The sequence below is a fragment of the Stenotrophomonas sp. 1278 genome, assembly GCF_029892765.1.
GTDB lineage: Bacteria > Pseudomonadota > Gammaproteobacteria > Xanthomonadales > Xanthomonadaceae > Stenotrophomonas > Stenotrophomonas indicatrix.
This window is the reverse complement of sequence record NZ_JARXWD010000028.1, coordinates 1-18,886: the sequence shown is the minus strand read 5'-3', so window position 1 is coordinate 18,886 and position 18,886 is coordinate 1. Positions and strand designations below refer to the sequence as shown.

At 62.7% G+C, this 18,886-nt stretch carries 19 protein-coding genes; 11 read left to right on the top strand and 8 right to left on the bottom strand.

Going from position 1 to position 18,886, the window contains the following annotated elements:
• Positions 1–2: 2 nt before the first annotated feature.
• Complete coding sequence (locus M2299_RS17915) at positions 3–602, bottom strand: hypothetical protein (protein WP_280884767.1); 600 nt, start codon at positions 600–602, stop codon at positions 3–5.
• A gap of 200 nt (positions 603–802) precedes the next feature.
• Here M2299_RS17915 and M2299_RS17910 point away from each other — a divergent pair, with 200 nt between their 5' ends.
• The 3 genes from M2299_RS17910 (at position 803) to M2299_RS17900 (ending at position 2,385) form a co-directional block, all read left to right on the top strand.
• Positions 803–1,261 carry an energy transducer TonB gene (locus tag M2299_RS17910; protein WP_099841800.1) on the top strand — a complete coding sequence of 153 codons (459 nt, stop codon included), beginning with the start codon at positions 803–805 and terminating at the stop codon, positions 1,259–1,261.
• A gap of 56 nt (positions 1,262–1,317) precedes the next feature.
• A complete protein-coding gene (locus M2299_RS17905; RefSeq protein WP_207759512.1) occupies positions 1,318–1,539 on the top strand; it encodes a hypothetical protein in 222 nt (73 codons plus the stop codon).
• Between the two features lie 477 nt (positions 1,540–2,016).
• Positions 2,017–2,385, top strand: coding sequence for a hypothetical protein (locus M2299_RS17900; RefSeq protein ID WP_099841798.1), 369 nt, complete (start codon positions 2,017–2,019; stop codon positions 2,383–2,385).
• Between the two features lie 135 nt (positions 2,386–2,520).
• On the opposite strand, the gene M2299_RS17895 is transcribed toward M2299_RS17900, so the two are convergent.
• From M2299_RS17895 to aceE, 4 genes are all read right to left on the bottom strand, one after another.
• The gene (locus M2299_RS17895) at positions 2,521–3,408 is read right to left on the bottom strand and encodes an HNH endonuclease (RefSeq protein ID WP_165780882.1); all 888 of its coding nucleotides are present in this window, start codon (positions 3,406–3,408) and stop codon (positions 2,521–2,523) included.
• Positions 3,409–3,795: 387 nt separating this feature from the next.
• Positions 3,796–5,904: a DEAD/DEAH box helicase gene (locus M2299_RS17890; protein WP_280884766.1), complete on the bottom strand. Its 2,109-nt coding sequence runs from the start codon at positions 5,902–5,904 to the stop codon at positions 3,796–3,798.
• Positions 5,897–6,805 (bottom strand): DUF1837 domain-containing protein, encoded by a 909-nt coding sequence (locus M2299_RS17885; RefSeq protein ID WP_165780881.1) that lies wholly within the window; start codon positions 6,803–6,805, stop codon positions 5,897–5,899. The genes M2299_RS17890 and M2299_RS17885 overlap by 8 nt, the downstream gene beginning before the upstream one ends.
• Before the next feature lie 145 nt (positions 6,806–6,950).
• Positions 6,951–9,638 carry a pyruvate dehydrogenase (acetyl-transferring), homodimeric type gene (aceE, locus tag M2299_RS17880; RefSeq protein ID WP_099841795.1) on the bottom strand — a complete coding sequence of 896 codons (2,688 nt, stop codon included), beginning with the start codon at positions 9,636–9,638 and terminating at the stop codon, positions 6,951–6,953.
• Positions 9,639–10,286: 648 nt separating this feature from the next.
• Between aceE and M2299_RS17875 the strand changes: the two genes are divergently transcribed.
• The gene (locus tag M2299_RS17875; RefSeq protein WP_099841794.1) at positions 10,287–10,847 is read left to right on the top strand and encodes a PadR family transcriptional regulator; all 561 of its coding nucleotides are present in this window, start codon (positions 10,287–10,289) and stop codon (positions 10,845–10,847) included.
• A gap of 59 nt (positions 10,848–10,906) precedes the next feature.
• Positions 10,907–11,704, top strand: a complete 798-nt coding sequence (locus tag M2299_RS17870; protein WP_099841793.1) for a siderophore-interacting protein — start codon at positions 10,907–10,909, stop codon at positions 11,702–11,704.
• Between the two features lie 73 nt (positions 11,705–11,777).
• Here M2299_RS17870 and M2299_RS17865 read toward each other — a convergent pair whose 3' ends face one another.
• Positions 11,778–12,611 (bottom strand): hypothetical protein, encoded by an 834-nt coding sequence (locus M2299_RS17865; protein WP_059065779.1) that lies wholly within the window; start codon positions 12,609–12,611, stop codon positions 11,778–11,780.
• A 235-nt stretch (positions 12,612–12,846) separates the two neighbouring features.
• On the opposite strand from M2299_RS17865, the gene M2299_RS17860 reads away from it, so the two are divergent.
• Positions 12,847–13,248, top strand: a complete 402-nt coding sequence (locus tag M2299_RS17860) for a hypothetical protein (protein WP_093820972.1) — start codon at positions 12,847–12,849, stop codon at positions 13,246–13,248.
• Between the two features lie 285 nt (positions 13,249–13,533).
• Here M2299_RS17860 and M2299_RS17855 read toward each other — a convergent pair whose 3' ends face one another.
• The gene (locus tag M2299_RS17855) at positions 13,534–14,244 is read right to left on the bottom strand and encodes a YceI family protein (protein WP_025878214.1); all 711 of its coding nucleotides are present in this window, start codon (positions 14,242–14,244) and stop codon (positions 13,534–13,536) included.
• An 85-nt stretch (positions 14,245–14,329) separates the two neighbouring features.
• Entirely contained in the window at positions 14,330–14,920 is a 591-nt protein-coding gene (locus M2299_RS17850; RefSeq protein WP_280884765.1) for a malonic semialdehyde reductase, read from the bottom strand.
• Positions 14,921–15,042: 122 nt separating this feature from the next.
• Between M2299_RS17850 and M2299_RS17845 the strand changes: the two genes are divergently transcribed.
• The 5 genes from M2299_RS17845 to M2299_RS17825 all read left to right on the top strand — a co-directional run bounded on the left by M2299_RS17845 (position 15,043) and on the right by M2299_RS17825 (position 18,699).
• Complete coding sequence (locus M2299_RS17845; protein WP_025878217.1) at positions 15,043–16,002, top strand: mitochondrial fission ELM1 family protein; 960 nt, start codon at positions 15,043–15,045, stop codon at positions 16,000–16,002.
• A 152-nt stretch (positions 16,003–16,154) separates the two neighbouring features.
• Positions 16,155–17,003: a DUF2145 domain-containing protein gene (locus tag M2299_RS17840; protein WP_099782573.1), complete on the top strand. Its 849-nt coding sequence runs from the start codon at positions 16,155–16,157 to the stop codon at positions 17,001–17,003.
• Between the two features lie 18 nt (positions 17,004–17,021).
• Positions 17,022–17,516, top strand: a complete 495-nt coding sequence (locus tag M2299_RS17835; RefSeq protein ID WP_099782571.1) for a hypothetical protein — start codon at positions 17,022–17,024, stop codon at positions 17,514–17,516.
• A gap of 32 nt (positions 17,517–17,548) precedes the next feature.
• A complete protein-coding gene (locus M2299_RS17830) occupies positions 17,549–18,064 on the top strand; it encodes a hypothetical protein (RefSeq protein ID WP_025878222.1) in 516 nt (171 codons plus the stop codon).
• Positions 18,065–18,138: 74 nt separating this feature from the next.
• Positions 18,139–18,699 carry a queuosine precursor transporter gene (locus M2299_RS17825; protein ID WP_025878224.1) on the top strand — a complete coding sequence of 187 codons (561 nt, stop codon included), beginning with the start codon at positions 18,139–18,141 and terminating at the stop codon, positions 18,697–18,699.
• The last annotated feature ends 187 nt before the right edge of the window (positions 18,700–18,886 follow it).

Here is an 18,886-nt window from a genome sequence, read left to right as displayed (position 1 = left end):
TCCTATTTCACGTTGTAGTTGGCGACGAGAAGCTCGATGTTGAGATGTGCAACTTCTGGGTTGCCCTGAAGGTTGGTCACTTTCAGCCGGTACTTCCCGGCTGTCAGATTTCCAGAATCGGCACGGGCCACCTCGTACTCCCTGTAGGCCAGTGACATGTCGTACTTCCCTACATTGACCAGACTGTTCGAATCCGCGCCGACGGCATTCCTGTATTCGAATACATCGGCCTTGGCCGGTTGATATCGGCTGCCCTGCCAGACGGCAGGCAGATCGCGATTCAATGCATGTAGCGCGATGGGCGTTTCGGTGCCGCCCTCCAGCTTCCACAGCTGCACCTTCAGGGGAATCCGGGCGTCTTCAAGGAAGTCGACATCTCCCGGTTTCATGTCCGGGCGCTTGGCAGGCCCACCCGTACGGAAGCCGATCAGGAACGTGCGAGGTTTGGGATCCTTCTCCCAAGGCGGCGGCAGTTCAAAACGCGCCTCCACCGTTGCACCTGCATGGACAAGGTCCATCGGCTTGGCGACGGGGAAACCATCGCCATACATCTGGGGTGCCTGGGTGCCACAGCCGCCCATAAGCAGGGGCAGCAGCACCATCCATGGCCTCAGTAGGTGTCGCATCCGTTCCTCACATTCGGGCACTCACTTGTCGGCAGTTTATACACCGCACCGGCCTGCAGGACCTGAACTGGCTTCACATAACCCCGGCGCGAGATGGGGAGTCCTGCCGTTGAACATTGCACGGGTCAGTTCCGAACGAAGGAAGCACGCAATGGTGCAGGTACTATGCTTGGCGGATGCCCAGCCCTCATCTATCCACGATCATGGCCGTTCGCGTCGTCATGGCAGCACTCGCCCTTGCTTTGGCCGGTTGCGCTTCGTCGCCACACGAGTCCTCCGCTGCACCCACGTCGTTGGGACTGCCGCACGTCTCCACCGCGCTTTTCATCGAGCCGAATGACAACCCCGAGCTTCCAGCCCTCATTCCGCCGGGTGTGCTCAACTCTCCTGCCCCGCGCGCTCCGGCAGATGCGGCGCCTCTGCTGGAAACGGCGGAGATGATCCTGGTAGTGGACGTCGGTGCGGAAGGGGAAGTTCGCAACGTGATGGTTGCGACGTCAACGCGTGTGCGGGATCTTGATCGCGCGGCGCTGGATGCACTCCGACAGTGGCGCTTCGCGCCTACCGAGTACGAAGGGTCAGCCGTGGCGGTACGTGTGCGGGTCCGAGTGGTATTTGAGATGCGCGATCGTTGATTGCCACCCCATGAGATGCGCCAAGTTCATCCTCTGCTGCCCTCGGGAGGATGACCATGACCAAGATCGACGCCGAATGGCTGGAAGCATTCGACAAAGAGCTCCTCCACCTGTTCGCCATCGACCATCGCGATGCCGGCATGAATGAGTACCTGCTGGGCTGCTACGCAGACCTGCCGCCGCGCGAAGCGGCGCTGGCGTTCGGCAGCGACTACGACCTGGAGCGCGACGATGCGCTGTGGCCACGGCCGGGATTGGCGCCTCAGATCGAGCGGTGACGTATTCGCCACTCTTTGCATCGCAGCCCCGATAGCGAGCTGTCGCAATTGGGACAGCACCACACCGAAACCGTGCAGCGTGATGCTCATAAGCGTGGCGGCTTAACATCGCTCGAAAGCCCTGCGCCGCAGTAGATGTGCCGCTTCCGTGCTATGCGACAATGCCGTAAGCGTCAGCATTTGCAGCCTCAGTAGCCTGCGACTTCTTGGCATTTGGCATCTGTGCGGGTACACCTTGGCATGCCACCGAAAAAGGGTGGCGCGGGTGTCGAAAACCCGTTCTGTAGCGATGTGTTTACGCTTGCCAGCCGGCGTCACCTTTGTGTGGCGCCGGCTGGCAATCCGTTCGCGTTCCATGGCGGGCGGTGCGTGGGGGTCTTCGGACCCACCGGCTTCGCTACAGACCGGTTTTCGAGCCACGCATCGTCCGCCACCCTTATTGGTGGCGCTGCTGTCTGTCCTGTACGGAGCATTGCCATGAACGCATCGGAATTCCGTTCCCTGCACGCGCAGTACGATCCCGCCAACGCCGAGCCGGAGCGCGAGCCGCCCATCGATCCCAACGCCTTTGTCGCAACGCTGCGACGTATCGGGACGGGGGCGGCCTCAGATGGCCAGCCTTGGCCGGAGCGTCATCAACTGCCTGGGCGGTGCCTTCAACTGGCGGATGCGGACTGTGCGCTAGCCGGTCTGCGCGTGGTGGCGGAGCTGATGCTGGCTGCGGAGCGGACGCGGCAGAACGGCGCGCCCGAAGAGTACCTGGGGGACCGGGTGATGGAAGGGTTGAAGATGGCTTGTGTGGCGTTGACTGCGCAGGTTGCTGAGCGGTTGCAGGTGCGGGAATAGCCCAGTTGGACCTGGCCATCTGTCGCGTGACTGCTGGTCATCCACGTGCTATCGGCTGACGTCGGTTGGAAGTCACCCTTGCGGGTTCCACCAGGCATCCCCGATTCGGAGATGCCTACCTCCGGTGATTATTTCCTACTTACGCAGCAGTACGGCCCGATGGTAATTCAGGTACTGGACCTGGGCAGCCGAGAACGGAACGGGCGAAGTCTTCTGATCCACCTCCCACTGCAACCGTACCGCCTCCGGCAACTGCTTGCTCAGAATTAGGCGGCCGTCATCTTCAAACGAGATGTATCCGCGGTCGAATAGCCGATCGATATGGGGCGCCAACATCAGCCCATTGCTTCCGTCAAGGCGCTCAGAGTTGGTGCTCTTCGCCCAGGGCTTGATGTGGCTAGCGATAAGAAATTTTGGCTCGCTCGTGCCGGTAACGCGGCAGACCTTTTCGATGTCGCTCACGCTCTTTCGGTAGATGCCCTGCCCCACTCTGGCATTGATCAGCTGGGCCTTCACCGTTTCGCCAATATTGCTGTCTTCCTTGATCTCCTTGACTCGTACCTCGTCTTGCCAAGCGACTAGGTCATCAACGTCAACGTTGAGCAGCGACAGTAGCTGGGCAGCCATCTCCTGGGGCACCGGGAACAGGTAGGCCTGGTTGGCCTTGCCATCCGGCTTTAGCGGCGAGTACTTCCTCGGAAGACTCGGCCCAATCTTCGCCATGTGCTCGCTCACCTTTAGCGGTGCTTCCACCAGGTGATAGTCCACCGGAACTGCCCAGCCGTCCCTGCGCCATTCGTTGTCCGTCTTTTTGAAGTCATCAGGGCGAGCTTTCGCATAGTGAGCGCCATTGACGATCGCGACAGCCTTGATTCGAGTGTTGGCAAACGCAAAGACCACATCACCCGGACGCACCTGGGTCATGTGCTCATAGAAGGGATTTATCTTCCCTTCCACATTGGTCTTCGGCGACCACAAGTAGCCAGCCTTAACCGCCCGATCAAACGTCTGCTTCTGGTTCACCCACCAGTACGCCATCCCTGCTTCCCCTGTCTCATCTAATTGATGAGGCCTATTGGCCTCCGAGACGGGATAGTACCTTTCGATGTCGCAATCAGCACGCACCTGCTGGATGGGGGGGGGGGCAGTCAGGGACGCGCCATCCCTTCTACACGGTGCCTCGATGAATTACTTAGAGAACTCCCTTCCTCTTGATCAGTGGCCACGCGCAAAAATCTGTAGCGGTCGAGCACCACGTAGACTTCCATGCGCCCCTGTCAAAGTATTTTCTTCTACCGAAATGCACGCCTATAGCTTGAAACGAACTAGGGATATGAACTGAATGCGCGATACCGGTCAAACCTGCAAGGAACCTAACCACTAGCACTGACTGTGCCGCTGAAACAAGAACTAGGTACTTTGGCGAGTGACCTGATCCACTGTCACGCCGGCATAGAAATGGTCCAGCATGAAGTGCTCTGCGGGGGAGCCGAACAGCTTATAGACTTCCGACCGACGGGTCTCCAGCGCCTCGAGCGCATCAGAAAGAGACAAGTCCGCCCTCTCAAAATCTACAATCGCTGACAAATGAATCCTGCGACTAAGCATTCTTGGCAGGCCATACTCTTCGAGTTGATAAACCGTTGCCGGAAGAAAAGCGTGGGAAAGCCTGTAAATGAATGGCGACACATCGAATCCGCGATTTGGACTAACCCTGGCATGAATTGTATTGATGTCCCCGAGGAGCGCTGCCATTTTATAGGAAACCGTCCTCTCAAGCTTAAAGAACTCCTCAACCGTAACCGAATGATTAGAAAGTTTTCGTAGCATTGCCGGAATTGTAGACGTCCATGAGTCTGCGACGACTTTGATGAATGCAACAACTTTGGTGTATGGAGCATCCCATCCGGCCGGGCTCAGGTTGATTGCATTGAAGAGCACCCATTCCCATGACTCACGATTCGAGGAATTCAGATTCGCTAAAGCCCTCCAATTGCTCGGCTCATTTGAAATCGAATTCACCAGTTTCCAGATGACATTTGCGTCACTCGATTGCAACTTGCCTTCTCGTTGCAGCGCAGCTACAGACGTCACGTTAAGAATAGCCGAAACATCTCTATCAAAAGCCTCGGCCTTGTCCCGCTGCGCTTCGCTCAACGAATCCGACACTGAGTCAATTTCAGCAACACCAAGCAACGATTCAGGCAACTCTAGAGTGAGCTGCGTTTCAGAATCAGCAGGAGCTTTCTCCAGCAAATATACTTCACCAACGAAGTATCTGAACATCCTTCCTCCACGACCAATTAAATTTCGGTAGTCGAAGTTCGAAAGCCGCGGATTGCCATTCTTGTTACTCCAAACCACGACACGTTGCGCTGACGTATTCACGCCCTCAATAATCGAGGACGTAGATACAATCAAATCCAGACCATGCTGTTCCATTTCAAACAGCCGCAGCTGCATCTGAGCAATCGCCCGGTGGATCTGGCCATTATGCAACCCAATCCGATGTTGAATAAGAGTTGATAGAGCCCAGGTTGCAGAATAGTTATCTCCCAGCCATCTGCCTATGTCGCGCAGGAGATCAGAACTAGACAATGGCCACGACATTTTGACAGCATCCGATGCAACCTTGACCTGAGAATGAGATCCTGCATAAAGCAAAGTTTTTGAGCCTGGCTGGCAAATTCTGCGCACTGCAGCCGACTTCTTCTCTACATCACCAGAAGTCGAGTCCGAAAGGTCGTAGGTCTTTAGAACAACGGTATTAAAGTCCGTCTTAACAAACTCCATGCCCCTGGTAAAAAGATTTTCCTTCAACGATGATATGTTGGGCGCCAGGAAATATCTCTGCTTGGCGATCGACGAAAACTTGATCATTGCACGAACTAGCGTTGGTGACCTATCCTTATCGAACGCAGCACTTGCCTTGTAGAACTCATCCACAATGAACAAGTCGAGACTTTCAATTCTGTTCGCATAGGTAATGGCTCGCTCTTGGGAAAATACGAATATTTTCGACCCCTCTGGGATATTCCCCTCAGTCGTCGTCACAACTGAGTAGCTGCCACCAAATTTTCTATGAAGTCGACGCCTCACCTCGTCCATCAACGCGAGCGTAGGCACGATGATGAGGACTGACTTTGGCCGAGTTATCGAAATGAAAGCATCAATAACGAAGCTCTTGCCAAAGCTAGTTGGTGCGCTTACTGCGACGCTCTGCCCCTTCAACAGCTTAGAAAGCAAGGACGATTGGTCGCGATGGAGAGTTGCAAACTCTGGTAGTCCAACGTCTGCTCGAAAAACGTCTGCGACGATGCGATCCTGCCACATCGCTGTATCAAGCTGAAGATAAGGATAGAGGCCGACCCTACGTAACAGATGATTCAGAAGGGGCGTATAGGCCTCCTCTGATTGTGACCGTCCATGGAGATGCTCAATCAATGAAGCTCGGGCCTCCTGCTCACATCCAAGCTCGATCATATCGTTGATTCTAGAAAGCACCTCAAAATCAGTCATTACCACACTCCTTGTGGAACTTCGCGGTTGCGAGGAACTTCTCTACAACCTTCTTCTTGTCAGGGACTGGGAACAGAATCACGTGAAACGTGATGTCACCATACTGAGATACAGTGGACGAAAGCTGGCTGAGCTGCCGACTAAAGTAGGTCACCGCTCGCTCTCGGTGGTGGTCAATCAGGGACTTCTCGTACTCATCGGTCCAAATCGAGGCGCTCGACGTAAGCGCACATTCGTGAAGCAGAAGTATGGGGATGCACAAGTGAGGCTTGAGCTCATCCAGGGAGACGTCCTGGGAGAGCATTTTTTTTATCTTATCTAGAACGACCTCATTTTTTACACAGGCCGAGAGATCGCTCACGTTGCAGATTATTGCATTCTCTTTCTTAAGCTTATCTGCCCTTAGCGACTCCCCCACCGATTTCACAATAGAGGCAATACGAGCATCTTCGATGTTTGAGTAGAATTTAGACTCACCAAACCAGAGGTGAAACTCGTCGCCATCCACGGTCACGTGAACGCTGTCAGCACCCTTCGCGTTATCTTGGGCATTCTGTTTATAGAATATCTTTGGAACTACGGGGAGACCGTCATAGTACGCTCTCATGACCCCATATAACATGGCCTCAGCAAGCTCGCTGCCTGATCCAATATCCTCCGCGCTGTCGGTGAGCCTAAGGTTGCTAGCAGCTCTATTGATAAGGGTTTGCGGGCTGTCTATTAACGCATTTCGCTCAGACTCTGATAGAGCTGTTTGAGCGATATTGTTCCACACGAATTCATGGAATTTTGCCACTCGCCACTTTGAGTCTTCAAAGTCATTCGCGATGCTCAGTACGAAATGTCGATCTCCGCCCGATCCAGCTATGTTCACCGATTCTTTCAAAACAGTCTTGAACACGAACCACTCCAGGTTGGCTAAGCTCTGCTTCCTTCCGAGTCACAATCGCTCGGAGCACATCGAACCACCATTAGCATACTCATCTTGATACAACAAAAAAGGGCGGCCAATGGCCGCCCTTTCTCACGTCAATTAATTGACGAAATCAAACCCCAACAGGATTAGCCTTCTCCGGATCAATCTTGTACTGCTTGATCGCCCGTGCCACATCCTTAGCCGTCATCTTCCCGTCCTTCGCCAGCGCCGCAATCGCGGCATGCGCGATGTAGTACCGGTCAACCTCGAAGAACCGACGCAGGTTCGCACGCGTATCCGAACGGCCGAAGCCATCGGTACCCAGCACGGTGTACGACATCGGCACGAACGCGCGGATCTGGTCCGCATACGCACGCACGTAGTCGGTGGCGGCAATCGCCGGGCCCTGGCGGCCTTCCAGCAGCTCGGTCACGTAGGCCTTGCGCTGCTCACCTTCCGGATGCAGGCGGTTGGCACGCTCCACGTCGAAACCATCGCGACGCAGCTCGTTGAAGCTCGGGCAGCTCCAGATGTCGGCGGTCACGCCGAAATCCTTGTCCAGCAGCTCGGCCGCGGCAATGGCTTCGCGCAGGATGGTGCCCGAACCCAGCAGCTGCACGCGCAGCTCGCCCTTCTTCGGCTTGCCGGCGTCGGTCAGCAGGTACATGCCCTTGACGATGCCTTCGGCCGCACCTTCCGGCATTTCCGGGTGGGTGTAGTTCTCGTTCATCAGGGTGACGTAGTAGTACTCGTCAATCTGATCTTCCATCATCGCCTTGGTGCCGTGCTGCAGGATCACCGTCACTTCGAAGCCGAAGGTCGGGTCGTAGCTGCGCACGTTCGGAATGCCACCGGCCACCAGATGGCTGAAGCCATCTTCGTGCTGCAGGCCTTCACCGTTCAGCGTGGTGCGGCCGGCGGTACCACCCAGCAGGAAGCCGCGGGTACGCATGTCCGCTGCCTGCCAGGCGATGTCGCCCACGCGCTGGAAGCCGAACATCGAGTAGTAGATGTAGAACGGCAGCATCGGCACGTTGCTGACCGAGTAGCTGGTACCGGCGGCCATCCACGAGCTGATCGCGCCCGGCTCGCTGATGCCCTGCTGCAGCACCTGGCCGCTCTGGTCTTCGCGGTAGAACATCAGCTGGTCGGCGTCGACCGGCTTGTACTTCTGGCCGAACGGCGCGTAGATGCCGATCTGGCGGAACAGGCCTTCCATGCCGAAGGTACGGGCTTCGTCGGCCACGATCGGCACGATGTGCGGGCCCAGTTCCTTGTCGCGCAGGGTGATGTTCAGGCTCTGCACGAAGGCCATGGTGGTGGAGTAGCTGCGCTCGCCGCTGCTCTTGAGCAGGCGCTCGTAGCTTTCCAGCTTCGGTGCGTTGAAGCTCTTTTCGGCCTTGCGGCGGCGCTGCGGCAGGTAACCGCCCAGCGCGGCACGGCGTTCCTGCAGGTACTGCACTTCCGGCGAATCCGGGCCCGGGTGGTAGAACGGCACCTGGCCGTCGGCCAGCTGCGCGTCGGTCACCGGAATGTTGAAACGGTCGCGGAAGTGGCGCACCGCTTCGTCGTCCAGCTTCTTGGTCTGGTGGGTCGGGTTCAGTGCCTCACCGGCGCTGCCCATGCCGTAACCCTTCACGGTCTTGGCCAGGATGACGGTCGGCATGCCCTTGGTGTTCACGGCCTGGTGGTAGGCGGCGTACACCTTGTGCGGGTCGTGGCCACCACGGTTCAGGCGCCAGATGTCGTCGTCGGAAAGACCGGCCACCATCGCAGCGGTTTCCGGGTACTTGCCGAAGAAATGCTCGCGGGTGTACGCGCCACCGAAGGCCTTGCAGTTCTGGTATTCGCCGTCGACGGTTTCCATCATCAGCTTCTTCAGGACGCCATTGGTGTCCTTGGCCAGCAGGGCATCCCAGTAACCGCCCCACAGCAGCTTGATGACATTCCAGCCGCCACCACGGAACACGCCTTCCAGCTCCTGGATGATCTTGCCGTTGCCGCGCACCGGGCCGTCCAGGCGCTGCAGGTTGCAGTTCACCACGAAGATCAGGTTGTCCAGGCCTTCACGGCCGGCCAGCGCGATGGCACCCAGGGTTTCCGGCTCGTCGCTCTCGCCGTCGCCGATGAAGCACCACACCTTGCGGTCGGACTTCTCGATCAGGCCACGGTTTTCCAGGTAGCGCATGAACTGCGCCTGGTAGATGGCGGCCAGCGGGCCCAGGCCCATCGACACGGTCGGGGTCTGCCAGTACTCCGGCATCAGCCACGGGTGCGGGTACGACGACAGGCCGCCGCCGTCCACTTCCATGCGGAACTTGTCCAGCTGCTCTTCGCTGATGCGGCCTTCCAGGAAGGAACGCGCGTAGATGCCCGGGGCGCTGTGGCCCTGGATGAACAGCAGGTCGCCCGGATGGTTTTCGCTGGGGGCGCGCCAGAAGTGGTTGAAGCCCACGTCGTACAGCGTTGCGCCGGAGGCGAACGAGGCGATGTGGCCGCCCAGGTCACCCGGCTTGCGGTTGGCGCGCACCACCGTGGCCATCGCGTTCCAGCGGATGATCGAACGGATGCGCCATTCCAGTTCGGCGTTGCCCGGGCTCTTGGCCTCCAGCTGCGGCTCGATGGTGTTGACGTATTCGGTAGTGGGAGAGAACGGCAGATAGGCACCCGAACGACGGGTCAGTTCCACCATGCCTTCCAGCAGCTGATGCGCGCGCTCGGGGCCCTCGACATCAATAACGGCCTTCAACGACTCGATCCACTCCTGGGTTTCCACAGGATTCGGGTCGTTGTTCAGCACCTCGTTCAACCAGTTCATTAGCGCTCCCATTACCGCACGCACGCGCGCGACTGTTGATAGATTTCTAGACCGCAAAGTGTAGCGCACCAAGGGCTTTCGTCACTTGGCTACGCTGGCGTATGGATGCAGGCCACCCATGTCTGCAAGGCCTGTCCCGGGACGTCCACCCGCGGGACAAAGCGCTGACAACGCGCTGCGGCAGGCCGCTGTGGCTGCCTGCAAGGGCTGCGCCAGCTGTCGCTTGCGGCCTGCTGCGCCCATGCGCAGGACGCAGTGTTACCGCCATGGATGACCGTTGTGGGGCAAGGCGGGCGCCATGTCGGCGTTGTCTGACGGGGCGCCGCTGAACCCGCGACAACGTGTCGCGCGCGCCTCTCGACGCGGACGAGGCAGCTGCGCACGGTTGGCCGCGAGCAGGCCCCTTCCCGCGGTTCGCCGCTCGTCTGCTGCGCCCCTGCCCGGGGCGGAAACCCGCAGTGCCGTTGCGTGGCCCGATACGGATGTCAGGCCGCGCAACGGTGGCTTGCGCCGCGCGCATCTTTCCCCCTGAGCCCTTGTGCCGCCTGGCTGCGTGGCCCGATCCGGCAAGCGTTGTGGCCGGAATCCTGCTTGCCGCGCTTGGCCTATCGATATATCGTTTGCAATACACGTTACCGATATATCGAAATGGGCCGATCCCCCTCCCCTCGCAGCCGCACCGACGATGCCGCGGTACCCCGCCGCAACGGCCAGCCGCGCGTGCTCAGCCGTGGCGACCTGCGCCTGTTGGTGCTGGCGCTGATCGGCGAGCAGCCGCGCCACGGCTACGAGTTGATGCAGCACATCAGCACCATGTTCATGCAGGCCTATACCCCCAGCGCCGGCACCATGTACCCGCTGCTGGCCAGCTTCGAGCAGGCCGGCTGGGTGGCGTCGGAAGAGGTGGACGGCCGCCGTGTGTTCCGCATCACTGCCGCCGGCGAGTTCGAGCTGAAGGTGCAGCGCAGCCAGGTGCGATTGGCACAACGGCGCGCATTCGACCGCGCTCGCGAGATCACCAAGGCCTCGCTGCCGGCGCCGCTGGCCGCCGCGCTGCGCGAGTTCAAGCGGGCGCTGGTGCACCACCACGGGCGCTGGGCCGACGGCGAAGCCGAGCAGGTGGCGGCCCTGCTGTCGCGTGCCTCGGCGCTGATCAACGGCCAGGGCGACAACGCGCCTTCTCCCTTTTCAACGACCCAGCCAGACTGATTCCAGCCAGGTCTCCCCCATGCCGCGCGCCCCCGCGCGACCTTCCAACTGGTACCCCCATGACCGAACATCACAACTCGCGCCTGCGCCTGGATGTGCGCTTCCGTGAACTGACGGTGCTGCGCACCGAGACTGTTACCCCGCACATGCGCCGCATCGTGCTGGGCGGCGACGACCTGGCCGGCTTCGATTCGCCCGGCGCCGACGACCACATCAAGCTGTTCTTCCCCAACGCCAGCGGCGAGATGGTGCTGCCGGTGCTGACTGCCGAGGGCCGCAGCTACCCCGAGGGCAAGCAGCCTTCGCCCGCACGCGACTACACCCCGCGCTGGTGGGACCACGAAACCGGTGAGCTGGCCATCGACTTCGTGCTGCACGACCAGGGCATTGCCGGGCCGTGGGCCGAGCGCGCACAGGCTGGCGACACGCTGGTGATCGGCGGCCCACGCGGCTCGTTCGTGGTGGCCGACAGCTATGACGCCTACGTGCTGATTGGCGATGAGACCGCGCTGCCGGCCATCGCCCGCTGGCTGGATGTGCTGCCCGAAGGCGCGGAGGTGCAGGCGTACATCGAAGTGGCCGACGAGGACGAGCGCCAGGATCTGCCGCAGTACGAGAACGTGCGCATCCACTGGCTGGAGCGCAACGGCTTCCCGGCCGCCAGCAGCACGCTGCTGGAAGACATGCTGACCGACTTCGAGGTGCCCGAGGGCGATACGTTCTACTGGATCGCCACCGAATCGCGCCGCGCGCGGATGATGCGCAAGTTCATCGAAGGCCACCTGGGTGTGCCGCGCGACTGGATCCGCTCGACCGGTTACTGGAAGGCGCACCCGGACGAACAGGACGGCGATTGACCGCAAAACGGTAGGTGCGGACCGTTGGTCCGCACGCTCTTCTACGGGTAGTGCCGGCCGCTGGCCGGCAACCTCATGACCCTTCGGCGGCATCCTGCAATTGCCGGCCAGCGGCCGGCACTACCAGCCGGGGCGCAGCCCCACCCTTCCACCCGAACCGATGCGCGGCCCAGATCTCCAGCGCCAGCAGCAGCGCGATGATCGCCAGCGGCAGCAGCAACCCCAGGTACACACCCGGCATCATGCCGTTGATCTGCGCCTTCACCAGCCGCAGCACGCCGCGCGTATGCAGCAGCTCATCCATGCGCATGGTCAGCGCCTCACGCACCATCTTCGGCTCCAGGCCCACAGTGCCAGCCTTGTCGATCAGCGTGTCTTCCACCATCGCGCGCAGCAACCCGGCGCGCACCTTGCCGATCACCCAGCCCACGCCGCGCGCCATCGGCCCGTTACCCAGACGATCCACGCCCGGCAGTGGATGCTCGCGCAGGTAGATCGCGGCAAGCGAATCGGCAACATCACCCACCGTGCCCTGGCTCTGCAGCGCGGCACGCATGCGTTCGTCTTCCAGCGAGGCGGTGAAGCCACTGCTCCACCCTTCCACCATCGTCTGCAGGTGCGGCTGGAAGTGGTCCAGCTGCTTGAACAGCGCGCGGTGCGCGCCGGCGGTGAAGCCCAGTTGCAGGCCGAAGAACGCGACAAGCAACGGCAGCAGCACCACATACGAGGCCAGCAGCCCGTGGTGCCAACGCCGCTGCCGCCGCAGCCAACCGCGTCGATGCAGCCCGCGCCAGGCGAAGATGCCCAGCACCAGCCCCAACAGCGTGCCCAGCACGCTGCCGCCGATCAGATCGAGCACGCTCAGGCCGGTCCAGAATTCGCCAAGCCAATACTGCGCTTCCTGCATGGTGTTGCCTTCCGTGGTTCAGTGCGGCCGCCATGGTAACCGCGACCCGATGCTCGGCTGCTCTCTGCGGCCGGCAGGTGCAGACCGTCGGCCAGCCGATGGGTGCGGACGGTTGGTCCGCCGGTGGGTGCGGACCGTTGGTCCGCACGCCCCCATGCAGTCGCCCGCCAGCGGCCGGCACGACCCGGCAAGCAATGCGACAATCGCACTCCTTTCCTGCAGCAACGAGGCCCACATGGCCAAACTGACCCTGGCCAGCGTGGACACGCTGCGTACCCGCTTCACTGATGATGCCGCCTGCGATGCAGCGCTGTCCGCCTTTGCCGACCCGGCTGCGGCGCGCGCACCGCTGCGTGAGCTGGTCGAGGCACAGCACCGCTACCTGCAGGCCGAACACGAAGTGGCACAGGTGGCCGACATCCTGCGCCGCGACCAGAAGTACGCGCCGGTGGGTCGCCCGTCGGTGCATATCGTGCAGCTGCGCAAGCAGCAGGCAACGACCAAGCAGGCCGCGCTGATCGCTCGCCAGGTAGTGGCGCAGGCGGCGCAGACGTTCGTGCGTGCGAGCGGGTTGGCGGTGAAGGCGAAGCAGAGCCCGAGCGAAGCGTCGGCGGCGTGGCTGGGTACGCTGCGCTGAGCGCCCGTACCCGGTAGTGGCCAACCTTGGTTGGCCTGCGGAGTGCTCGTGCGCCAACCGACGTTGGCACCTACCGGGTAGTGCCGGCCGCTGGCCGGCAACCTCGGTGTAGTTGGATGCGTGCAGTTGCCGGCCAGCGGCCGGCACTACCAGACGATCGGGCCACCAATTGATTCGGCAATCAGCCAATCAGGCAATCGAGCGCCCCGTCCAGAACGCTGCCAAAAAAGAAGGCCCGCTTTTCAGCGGGCCTTCTGCCTTCTCACGACGAGTGAGCGGGAGGGATCAAGCCGCCGGCTTCTCGCCGGTGGCTTCGGTGGTGATACGGATCTTCACTTCATCGCTGACGTTCGGGGCGTAGGCGCCGACGCCGAAATCGCTGCGCTTGATCGTGGTGGTGGCATCGAAGCCGGCGGCCGGAACCTTGGCCATCGGATGCTCGCCGCCGCCGTTGACGGTGACGTCCAGGGTCACCGGCTTGGTGATGTCCTTGATGGTCAGGTCGCCGGTAACGGTCAGCTTGTTGGTGCCGGCCGATTCAACCTTGGTGCTCTTGAAGCTGGCAGCCGGGAACTTGGCAGCGTCGAAGAAATCGGCGCTCTTCAGGTGCTCGTCGAACTTGGCGGTGAAGCTGTTCAGGCCGCTCAGCGGCAGCTTCACTTCCACGGTGGACTTGGTGACGTCGGTGGCGTCGTACACCAGGGTGCCTTCGGCGTTGCCGAAGTGCGCGCTCGGGTTGGAGAAGCCGAAGTGGCTCCACTGCGCCAGCACGTCGGTGTGGGTCGGGTCGAGCTTGTAGGTGCCCGAGGCGATGGTGATGGCGGCAGCGGCCGGGGCGGCAGCAGCGGCATCGGCGGCCGGGGTGGTGGCAGCCTGTTCGGTGGCGGCCGGGGCAGCAGCATCGGCCGCCGGGGCGGCGGTGTCGGCCGGCTTGGAGCAGGCGGCGATGGCCAGGGTCAGGGCCAGCGGCAGCAGCAGTTTACGGGTGGCGCTCATCTCAGGAACTCTCCGGATCGTAGGGTGGGAACACAGTGCAGCAATGGCCCGCCACGGCGGGCGGGCCCGAAACCGATACAGCGACTTACGCGATGCGCGCCGCTTCGTCGAAGGACAGACGCGGCAGACGGGGGAACAGGCCCGAATCGTCACCGTACCCCAGGTTGACCAGGAAATTCGACTTGATGCTGGTGCCGGCGAAGAAGGCTTCGTCGACCTTGGCGTTGTCGAAGCCGGACATCGGGCCGGCATCCAGGCCCAGCGCGCGTGCGGCCAGGATCAGGTAAGCGCCCTGCAGGCTGCCGTTGCGGAACGCGCCTTCATGGCGGCCTTCGCGCGGGCCGTCGAACCAGGCCTTGGCGTCGGTGTGCGGGAACAGGTACGGCAGCTTCTCGTGGAAGTCCTGGTCGAAGGCCACGATGACGGTGACCGGGGCAGCCAGGGTCTTGTTGTGGTTGCCTTCGGACAGGGCCGGGGCCAGCTTGGCCTTGGCTTCGGCCGACTTCACGAACACGAAGCGCGCCGGGCTGCCGTTGGCGGCGGTCGGGCCCCACTTCAGCAGGTCGTACAGGGCGTGCAGCTGGGCGTCTTCGACCGGCTTGTCGAGGAAGGTGTTCTGGGTACGGGCAGTGCGGAACAACTGGTCCAGTGCAGCAGCGTCGAGCGCGTGGGACATCGGTGGATCTCCAGGGCGGCTAAGGTCTGTGCCCGCGGGCGGCGCGGGGCGAAACGTCGATCCGCAGTGTAGAGTGTCGCGACTGTTGCAACACCCAGCAGGGCTGAAACGAATTAATGCCAATGGTGAAACGATCGAGCGCGCCTTGGACGGTCACCGACGGCCGTGCCGGTAATGTCCGGCAGGCGGTCGCGCTGGCCTCGGCGCTGCGCCAAGGCACCCACCGCCCCCTGATCCTGCAGCCCCGGGCGCCATGGCGCTGGCTGGCACCGCGGCGCTTGCCCGGTGATGTGCACGGCTACGGCCAAGCCCTGGCAACCCTCGCCGCCGATGCGCCCGCGCTGGCGATCGGCTGTGGCCGCCAGGCTGCCGGCGCGCTGCGCGTACTGCGTGCGCGCGGCAGCCAGGTGGTGCAGATCCTCGACCCGCGCATCGGTTCCCGCCACTGGGACGTGGTGGTGGTGCCCGAACATGACGCGCTGCGCGGCAGCAACGTGCTGACCCTGATCGGCAGCCTGAACCCGGTGGACGATGACTGGCTGGCCTGGGGCCGCGCGGCGTTCGCCAGCTTCAGCACCCTGCCCGGCCCGCGCACCGCGCTGCTGGTGGGCGGCCCGACGCCGCTGGCGCCGTGGGACGAAACCGCGATGGTGCATGTATTCCAGGCGCTGGCCGAGCAGATCCGCAGCGAGGGCGGCAGCCTGCTGGCGACGACGTCGCGGCGCACGCCGCCGGCATTGGCCGAGATCCTGCGCGCGAAGTTCGCCGATCTGCCGCATGTGATCTGGGGTGATGGCGGCGATGGCGTGAACCCGTATGCCGGCCTGCTCGGCTGGGCCAACCGGGTGGTGGTGTCGCCCGATTCGGTGAACCTGTTGTCCGAGGCCAGCGCTACCCGCATGCCGGTGATGGTGGCCTTGGCCGATACCGCACAGGGACGGCTGGCACGCTTCCAGCAGCAGCTCCGCGAGCGCGGGCGCCTGCAGCCGCGTTGGCTGGACTGGCAGTACGACCGCATCGAACCGCTGCGCGAAACCACGCGGATTGCCGCCGAGGTCAAAGCACGCCTGGCATCACGGTAGTGCCGGCCGCTGGCCGGCAACTCATGATCTTCGGCGACGTATATGCGGATGCCGGCCAGCGGCCGGCACTACCTCACCCACCCGTGGAGCGCTGATTCCAGCGATGCGGGTATGATCGGCGCGCGGGCCTGCCCGCGTCTGGAGCGGTATACATGGAACGTCTGCATCGCCTGCGCTGCGCCCTGCTGCTGTCGATGGGCCTGCTGGCCACCGTGCCGGCATGGGCCGACAGCGGCACCTGCCGCGAGCGCTACCCCAGCGTGGCCGCGCAGGCGGCGATGTTCGATGTGGCGTGGACCACGGCCGAGCGCCTGGATGCGCTGCCCGACGTGGACGTGGTGATCGCCGCGCGTGGCGGCCAGGACCTGAGCCGCTACGGCCTGCGCCACAGCCACCTGGCCTTCCTGCTGCGCGAGGACGACGGCCGCTGGCGTGCGATGCACCTGCTCAACCGCTGCAAGACCGACAGCTCGCAGCTGTACCGCGAGGGCCTGGGTAATTTCGTCGGTGAAAGCGGCACCCATACCGATCTGCGCATCGGCGTGCCGCCCCCGGCGTTGCAGGCTGCACTGAAGCGGATGCTGGCAGCGCCGGCGATCCAGCCCAAGGCGCTGCACGAATCGAACTACAACGTCGTGGCCTATCCGTTCGCTACCGACTTCCAGAATTCCAACCAGTGGATCCTGGAAGTGCTGGCCGCAGCGATGGCGCAGGCCGAAGGGGGCCCGGTCATCGTCAAGCGCGAACAGGCACAGCAATGGCTGCGCGCGCAGAAGTACCAGCCCAGCGTGCTGCATATCGGCCTGGGCAAGCGCGTGGGTGCGCGCTTGTTCGTGGCCAACGCCACCACCACCGACCATCCGGCCAGCGAACGCATTTCCGGCAACTACTCGGTGGTGACGGTGGAATCGGTATTCGACTTCCTGCACCAGCGCAGCCAGCTGCAGCAGGAACTGACCATTGCGCATGCGACGGCCGACACTGCCGCCGCTGCGCCCTGACCTGGCAAGGAGAAGATGATGCGCAACCTGCAGTTTTCCGCGTTGGCCGTGCTTCTGTGCGGCAGCCTGTTGTCTGCAGCACCGGCACATGCCGAGCGCCGCATCGTGATCATCCAGAACAGCGTGCCCGAGGGGCCGAGCCTGGAGATGTCCGCGCCGATGGTGGAACGGGCGCGCGCAGCCGCGGCTGGGGAAACCAACGATGCGGGCATGCCCCCCGGCCAGGGCCCGCGGGTGAAGCTGCCGCAGATGCAGGTCAGCGCCATCTCCACCACCGTCGATGGTCGCCGTGAAGTGCTGCTGCAGGACCCCGCCAACCCGCAGAACACCGCGTCCATGCAATGGCCCAAGCGCCCCGGTGACCCGGCCGTGCAGTTCAACGTGGGCCAGACCGTGAATTTCGAGCCTGCTGAATCGGGCAACGGCTGGCGGGTGAGCGACAACCAGGGCCGGCCGCTGGAGTACCTGCCCGAGGCCACCGGCCCACGCGACATTTTCGATACGCAGCGCTGAGCCGCTGCCTTCATCCTGACCAGGAGGTCACCATGCTTCGTTCCCTGCGCGCCCCCGCCGCCGCCCTGCTGCTCTCGGCCCTGACGGTGCCGACCGTGCACGCTGGTGCCGCCCCGCACATCAACAGCGGCCAGGCCAGCGTGCTGGTCACTTCGCTGATCGTGGTGTCGGTTCCACTGGCCACCTCGATGGGCCTGGCCGCACTGTCCAAGGCGCCGTTCAAGGCCAGCGAGCGCAATGGCCGGGTGGCCGAGCGCACTCCGGCAGTACCGCTGCCGCCGATGGAAGTGAAGCAGGTGGCGACCACCGCCGCTGGCGAGCGCCAGGTGCAGCTGCAGGTGCCGGACAAGGCCGACCAGACCGCCACCCTGCAGTGGCCGGCGATCGAGGGCGAAGACCCGGTGGCCGGTTTCGTAGTGGGCCAGCAGGTGCGCTTCGACCCGACCGATGCCGGTGCCGGCTGGACAGTGAAGAACAGTGACGGCAAGGCCCTGGCCTATGTGCCGACCGCCTATGCCGCCGGCGACGCGCTGAGCGAGCAGCTGTAAAACTGAACGGCCGTTTTTGGCTTTGCGGCGGGCCGGGCGGATAATGGGCGATCCCCTTTGTCCCCTGGCTCGCCATGTCCGTGCGTCCTGCGCCTGTTTTTGCCCCGTTGACCGCCCGCGCCCTGGTGCTGGCGGTGCTGGCCATGGGCGCGGTGGTGCTGCTGTCCAACGTGCTGGTGCAGTACCCGATCAATGACTGGCTGACCTGGGGTGCTTTCAGCTACCCGGTGGCCTTTCTGGTCAGCAACCTGATCAACCGCCGCTTCGGCCCGGGCCCGGCCCGCCGCGTGGCGTGGATCGGGTTTGCGGTGGCGGTGCTGCTGTCGGTGTGGGTGGCCACACCGCGCATTGCGATCGCCTCGTGCTCGGCCTTCATCGTGGCCCAGTTGCTGGACATCACCGTATTCGATCGCCTGCGCCGCGGCAGCTGGTGGCGCGCACCGATGGTGGCCACCACCTGCAGCGCCACGGTGGACACCACGATCTTCTGGTCGATCGCCTTCGCCGGTTCCACCCTGCCGTGGGTGAGCTGGGCGGCGGGCGACCTGGCGGTGAAGCTGGCGATCGGCGTGTGCCTGCTGGCCCCGTTCCGCGCGCTGCTGTGGAAGATGGCGCCGCTGCGTACAGCGGGCTGACTGCCTCACCGGTGGGTGCCAACCTTGGTTGGCACACTCTCTGAACCCGGTGGGTGCCGACCGTTGGTCGGCGCACTCTCTGAACCCGGTAGCTGCCAACCTTGGTTGGCACACTCCCTGAACCCGGTGGGGGGCCCCCCGTGGTGGGCCACCCAGAACACGGTTAAAACAAGCGGTGGGATTTTGG

Bases quoted from the DNA above. Each gene is read 5' to 3' on its own strand.
- M2299_RS17905 (WP_207759512.1), top strand. From the start codon at position 1,318: ATGACCAAGATCGACGCCGAATGGCTGGAAGCATTCGACAAAGAGCTC.
- M2299_RS17860 (WP_093820972.1), top strand. From the start codon at position 12,847: ATGGCCAAACTGACCCTGGCCAGCGTGGACACGCTGCGTACCCGCTTC.
- M2299_RS17825 (WP_025878224.1), top strand. From the start codon at position 18,139: ATGTCCGTGCGTCCTGCGCCTGTTTTTGCCCCGTTGACCGCCCGCGCC.
- M2299_RS17845 (WP_025878217.1), top strand. From the start codon at position 15,043: ATGGTGAAACGATCGAGCGCGCCTTGGACGGTCACCGACGGCCGTGCC.
- M2299_RS17875 (WP_099841794.1), top strand. From the start codon at position 10,287: ATGGGCCGATCCCCCTCCCCTCGCAGCCGCACCGACGATGCCGCGGTA.
- M2299_RS17835 (WP_099782571.1), top strand. From the start codon at position 17,022: ATGCGCAACCTGCAGTTTTCCGCGTTGGCCGTGCTTCTGTGCGGCAGC.
- M2299_RS17850 (WP_280884765.1), bottom strand. From the start codon at position 14,920: ATGTCCCACGCGCTCGACGCTGCTGCACTGGACCAGTTGTTCCGCACT.
- M2299_RS17910 (WP_099841800.1), top strand. From the start codon at position 803: ATGCCCAGCCCTCATCTATCCACGATCATGGCCGTTCGCGTCGTCATG.
- M2299_RS17900 (WP_099841798.1), top strand. From the start codon at position 2,017: ATGAACGCATCGGAATTCCGTTCCCTGCACGCGCAGTACGATCCCGCC.
- aceE (WP_099841795.1), bottom strand. From the start codon at position 9,638: ATGAACTGGTTGAACGAGGTGCTGAACAACGACCCGAATCCTGTGGAA.
- M2299_RS17870 (WP_099841793.1), top strand. From the start codon at position 10,907: ATGACCGAACATCACAACTCGCGCCTGCGCCTGGATGTGCGCTTCCGT.
- M2299_RS17915 (WP_280884767.1), bottom strand. From the start codon at position 602: ATGGTGCTGCTGCCCCTGCTTATGGGCGGCTGTGGCACCCAGGCACCC.
- M2299_RS17830 (WP_025878222.1), top strand. From the start codon at position 17,549: ATGCTTCGTTCCCTGCGCGCCCCCGCCGCCGCCCTGCTGCTCTCGGCC.
- M2299_RS17865 (WP_059065779.1), bottom strand. From the start codon at position 12,611: ATGCAGGAAGCGCAGTATTGGCTTGGCGAATTCTGGACCGGCCTGAGC.
- M2299_RS17840 (WP_099782573.1), top strand. From the start codon at position 16,155: ATGGAACGTCTGCATCGCCTGCGCTGCGCCCTGCTGCTGTCGATGGGC.
- M2299_RS17890 (WP_280884766.1), bottom strand. From the start codon at position 5,904: ATGACTGATTTTGAGGTGCTTTCTAGAATCAACGATATGATCGAGCTT.
- M2299_RS17855 (WP_025878214.1), bottom strand. From the start codon at position 14,244: ATGAGCGCCACCCGTAAACTGCTGCTGCCGCTGGCCCTGACCCTGGCC.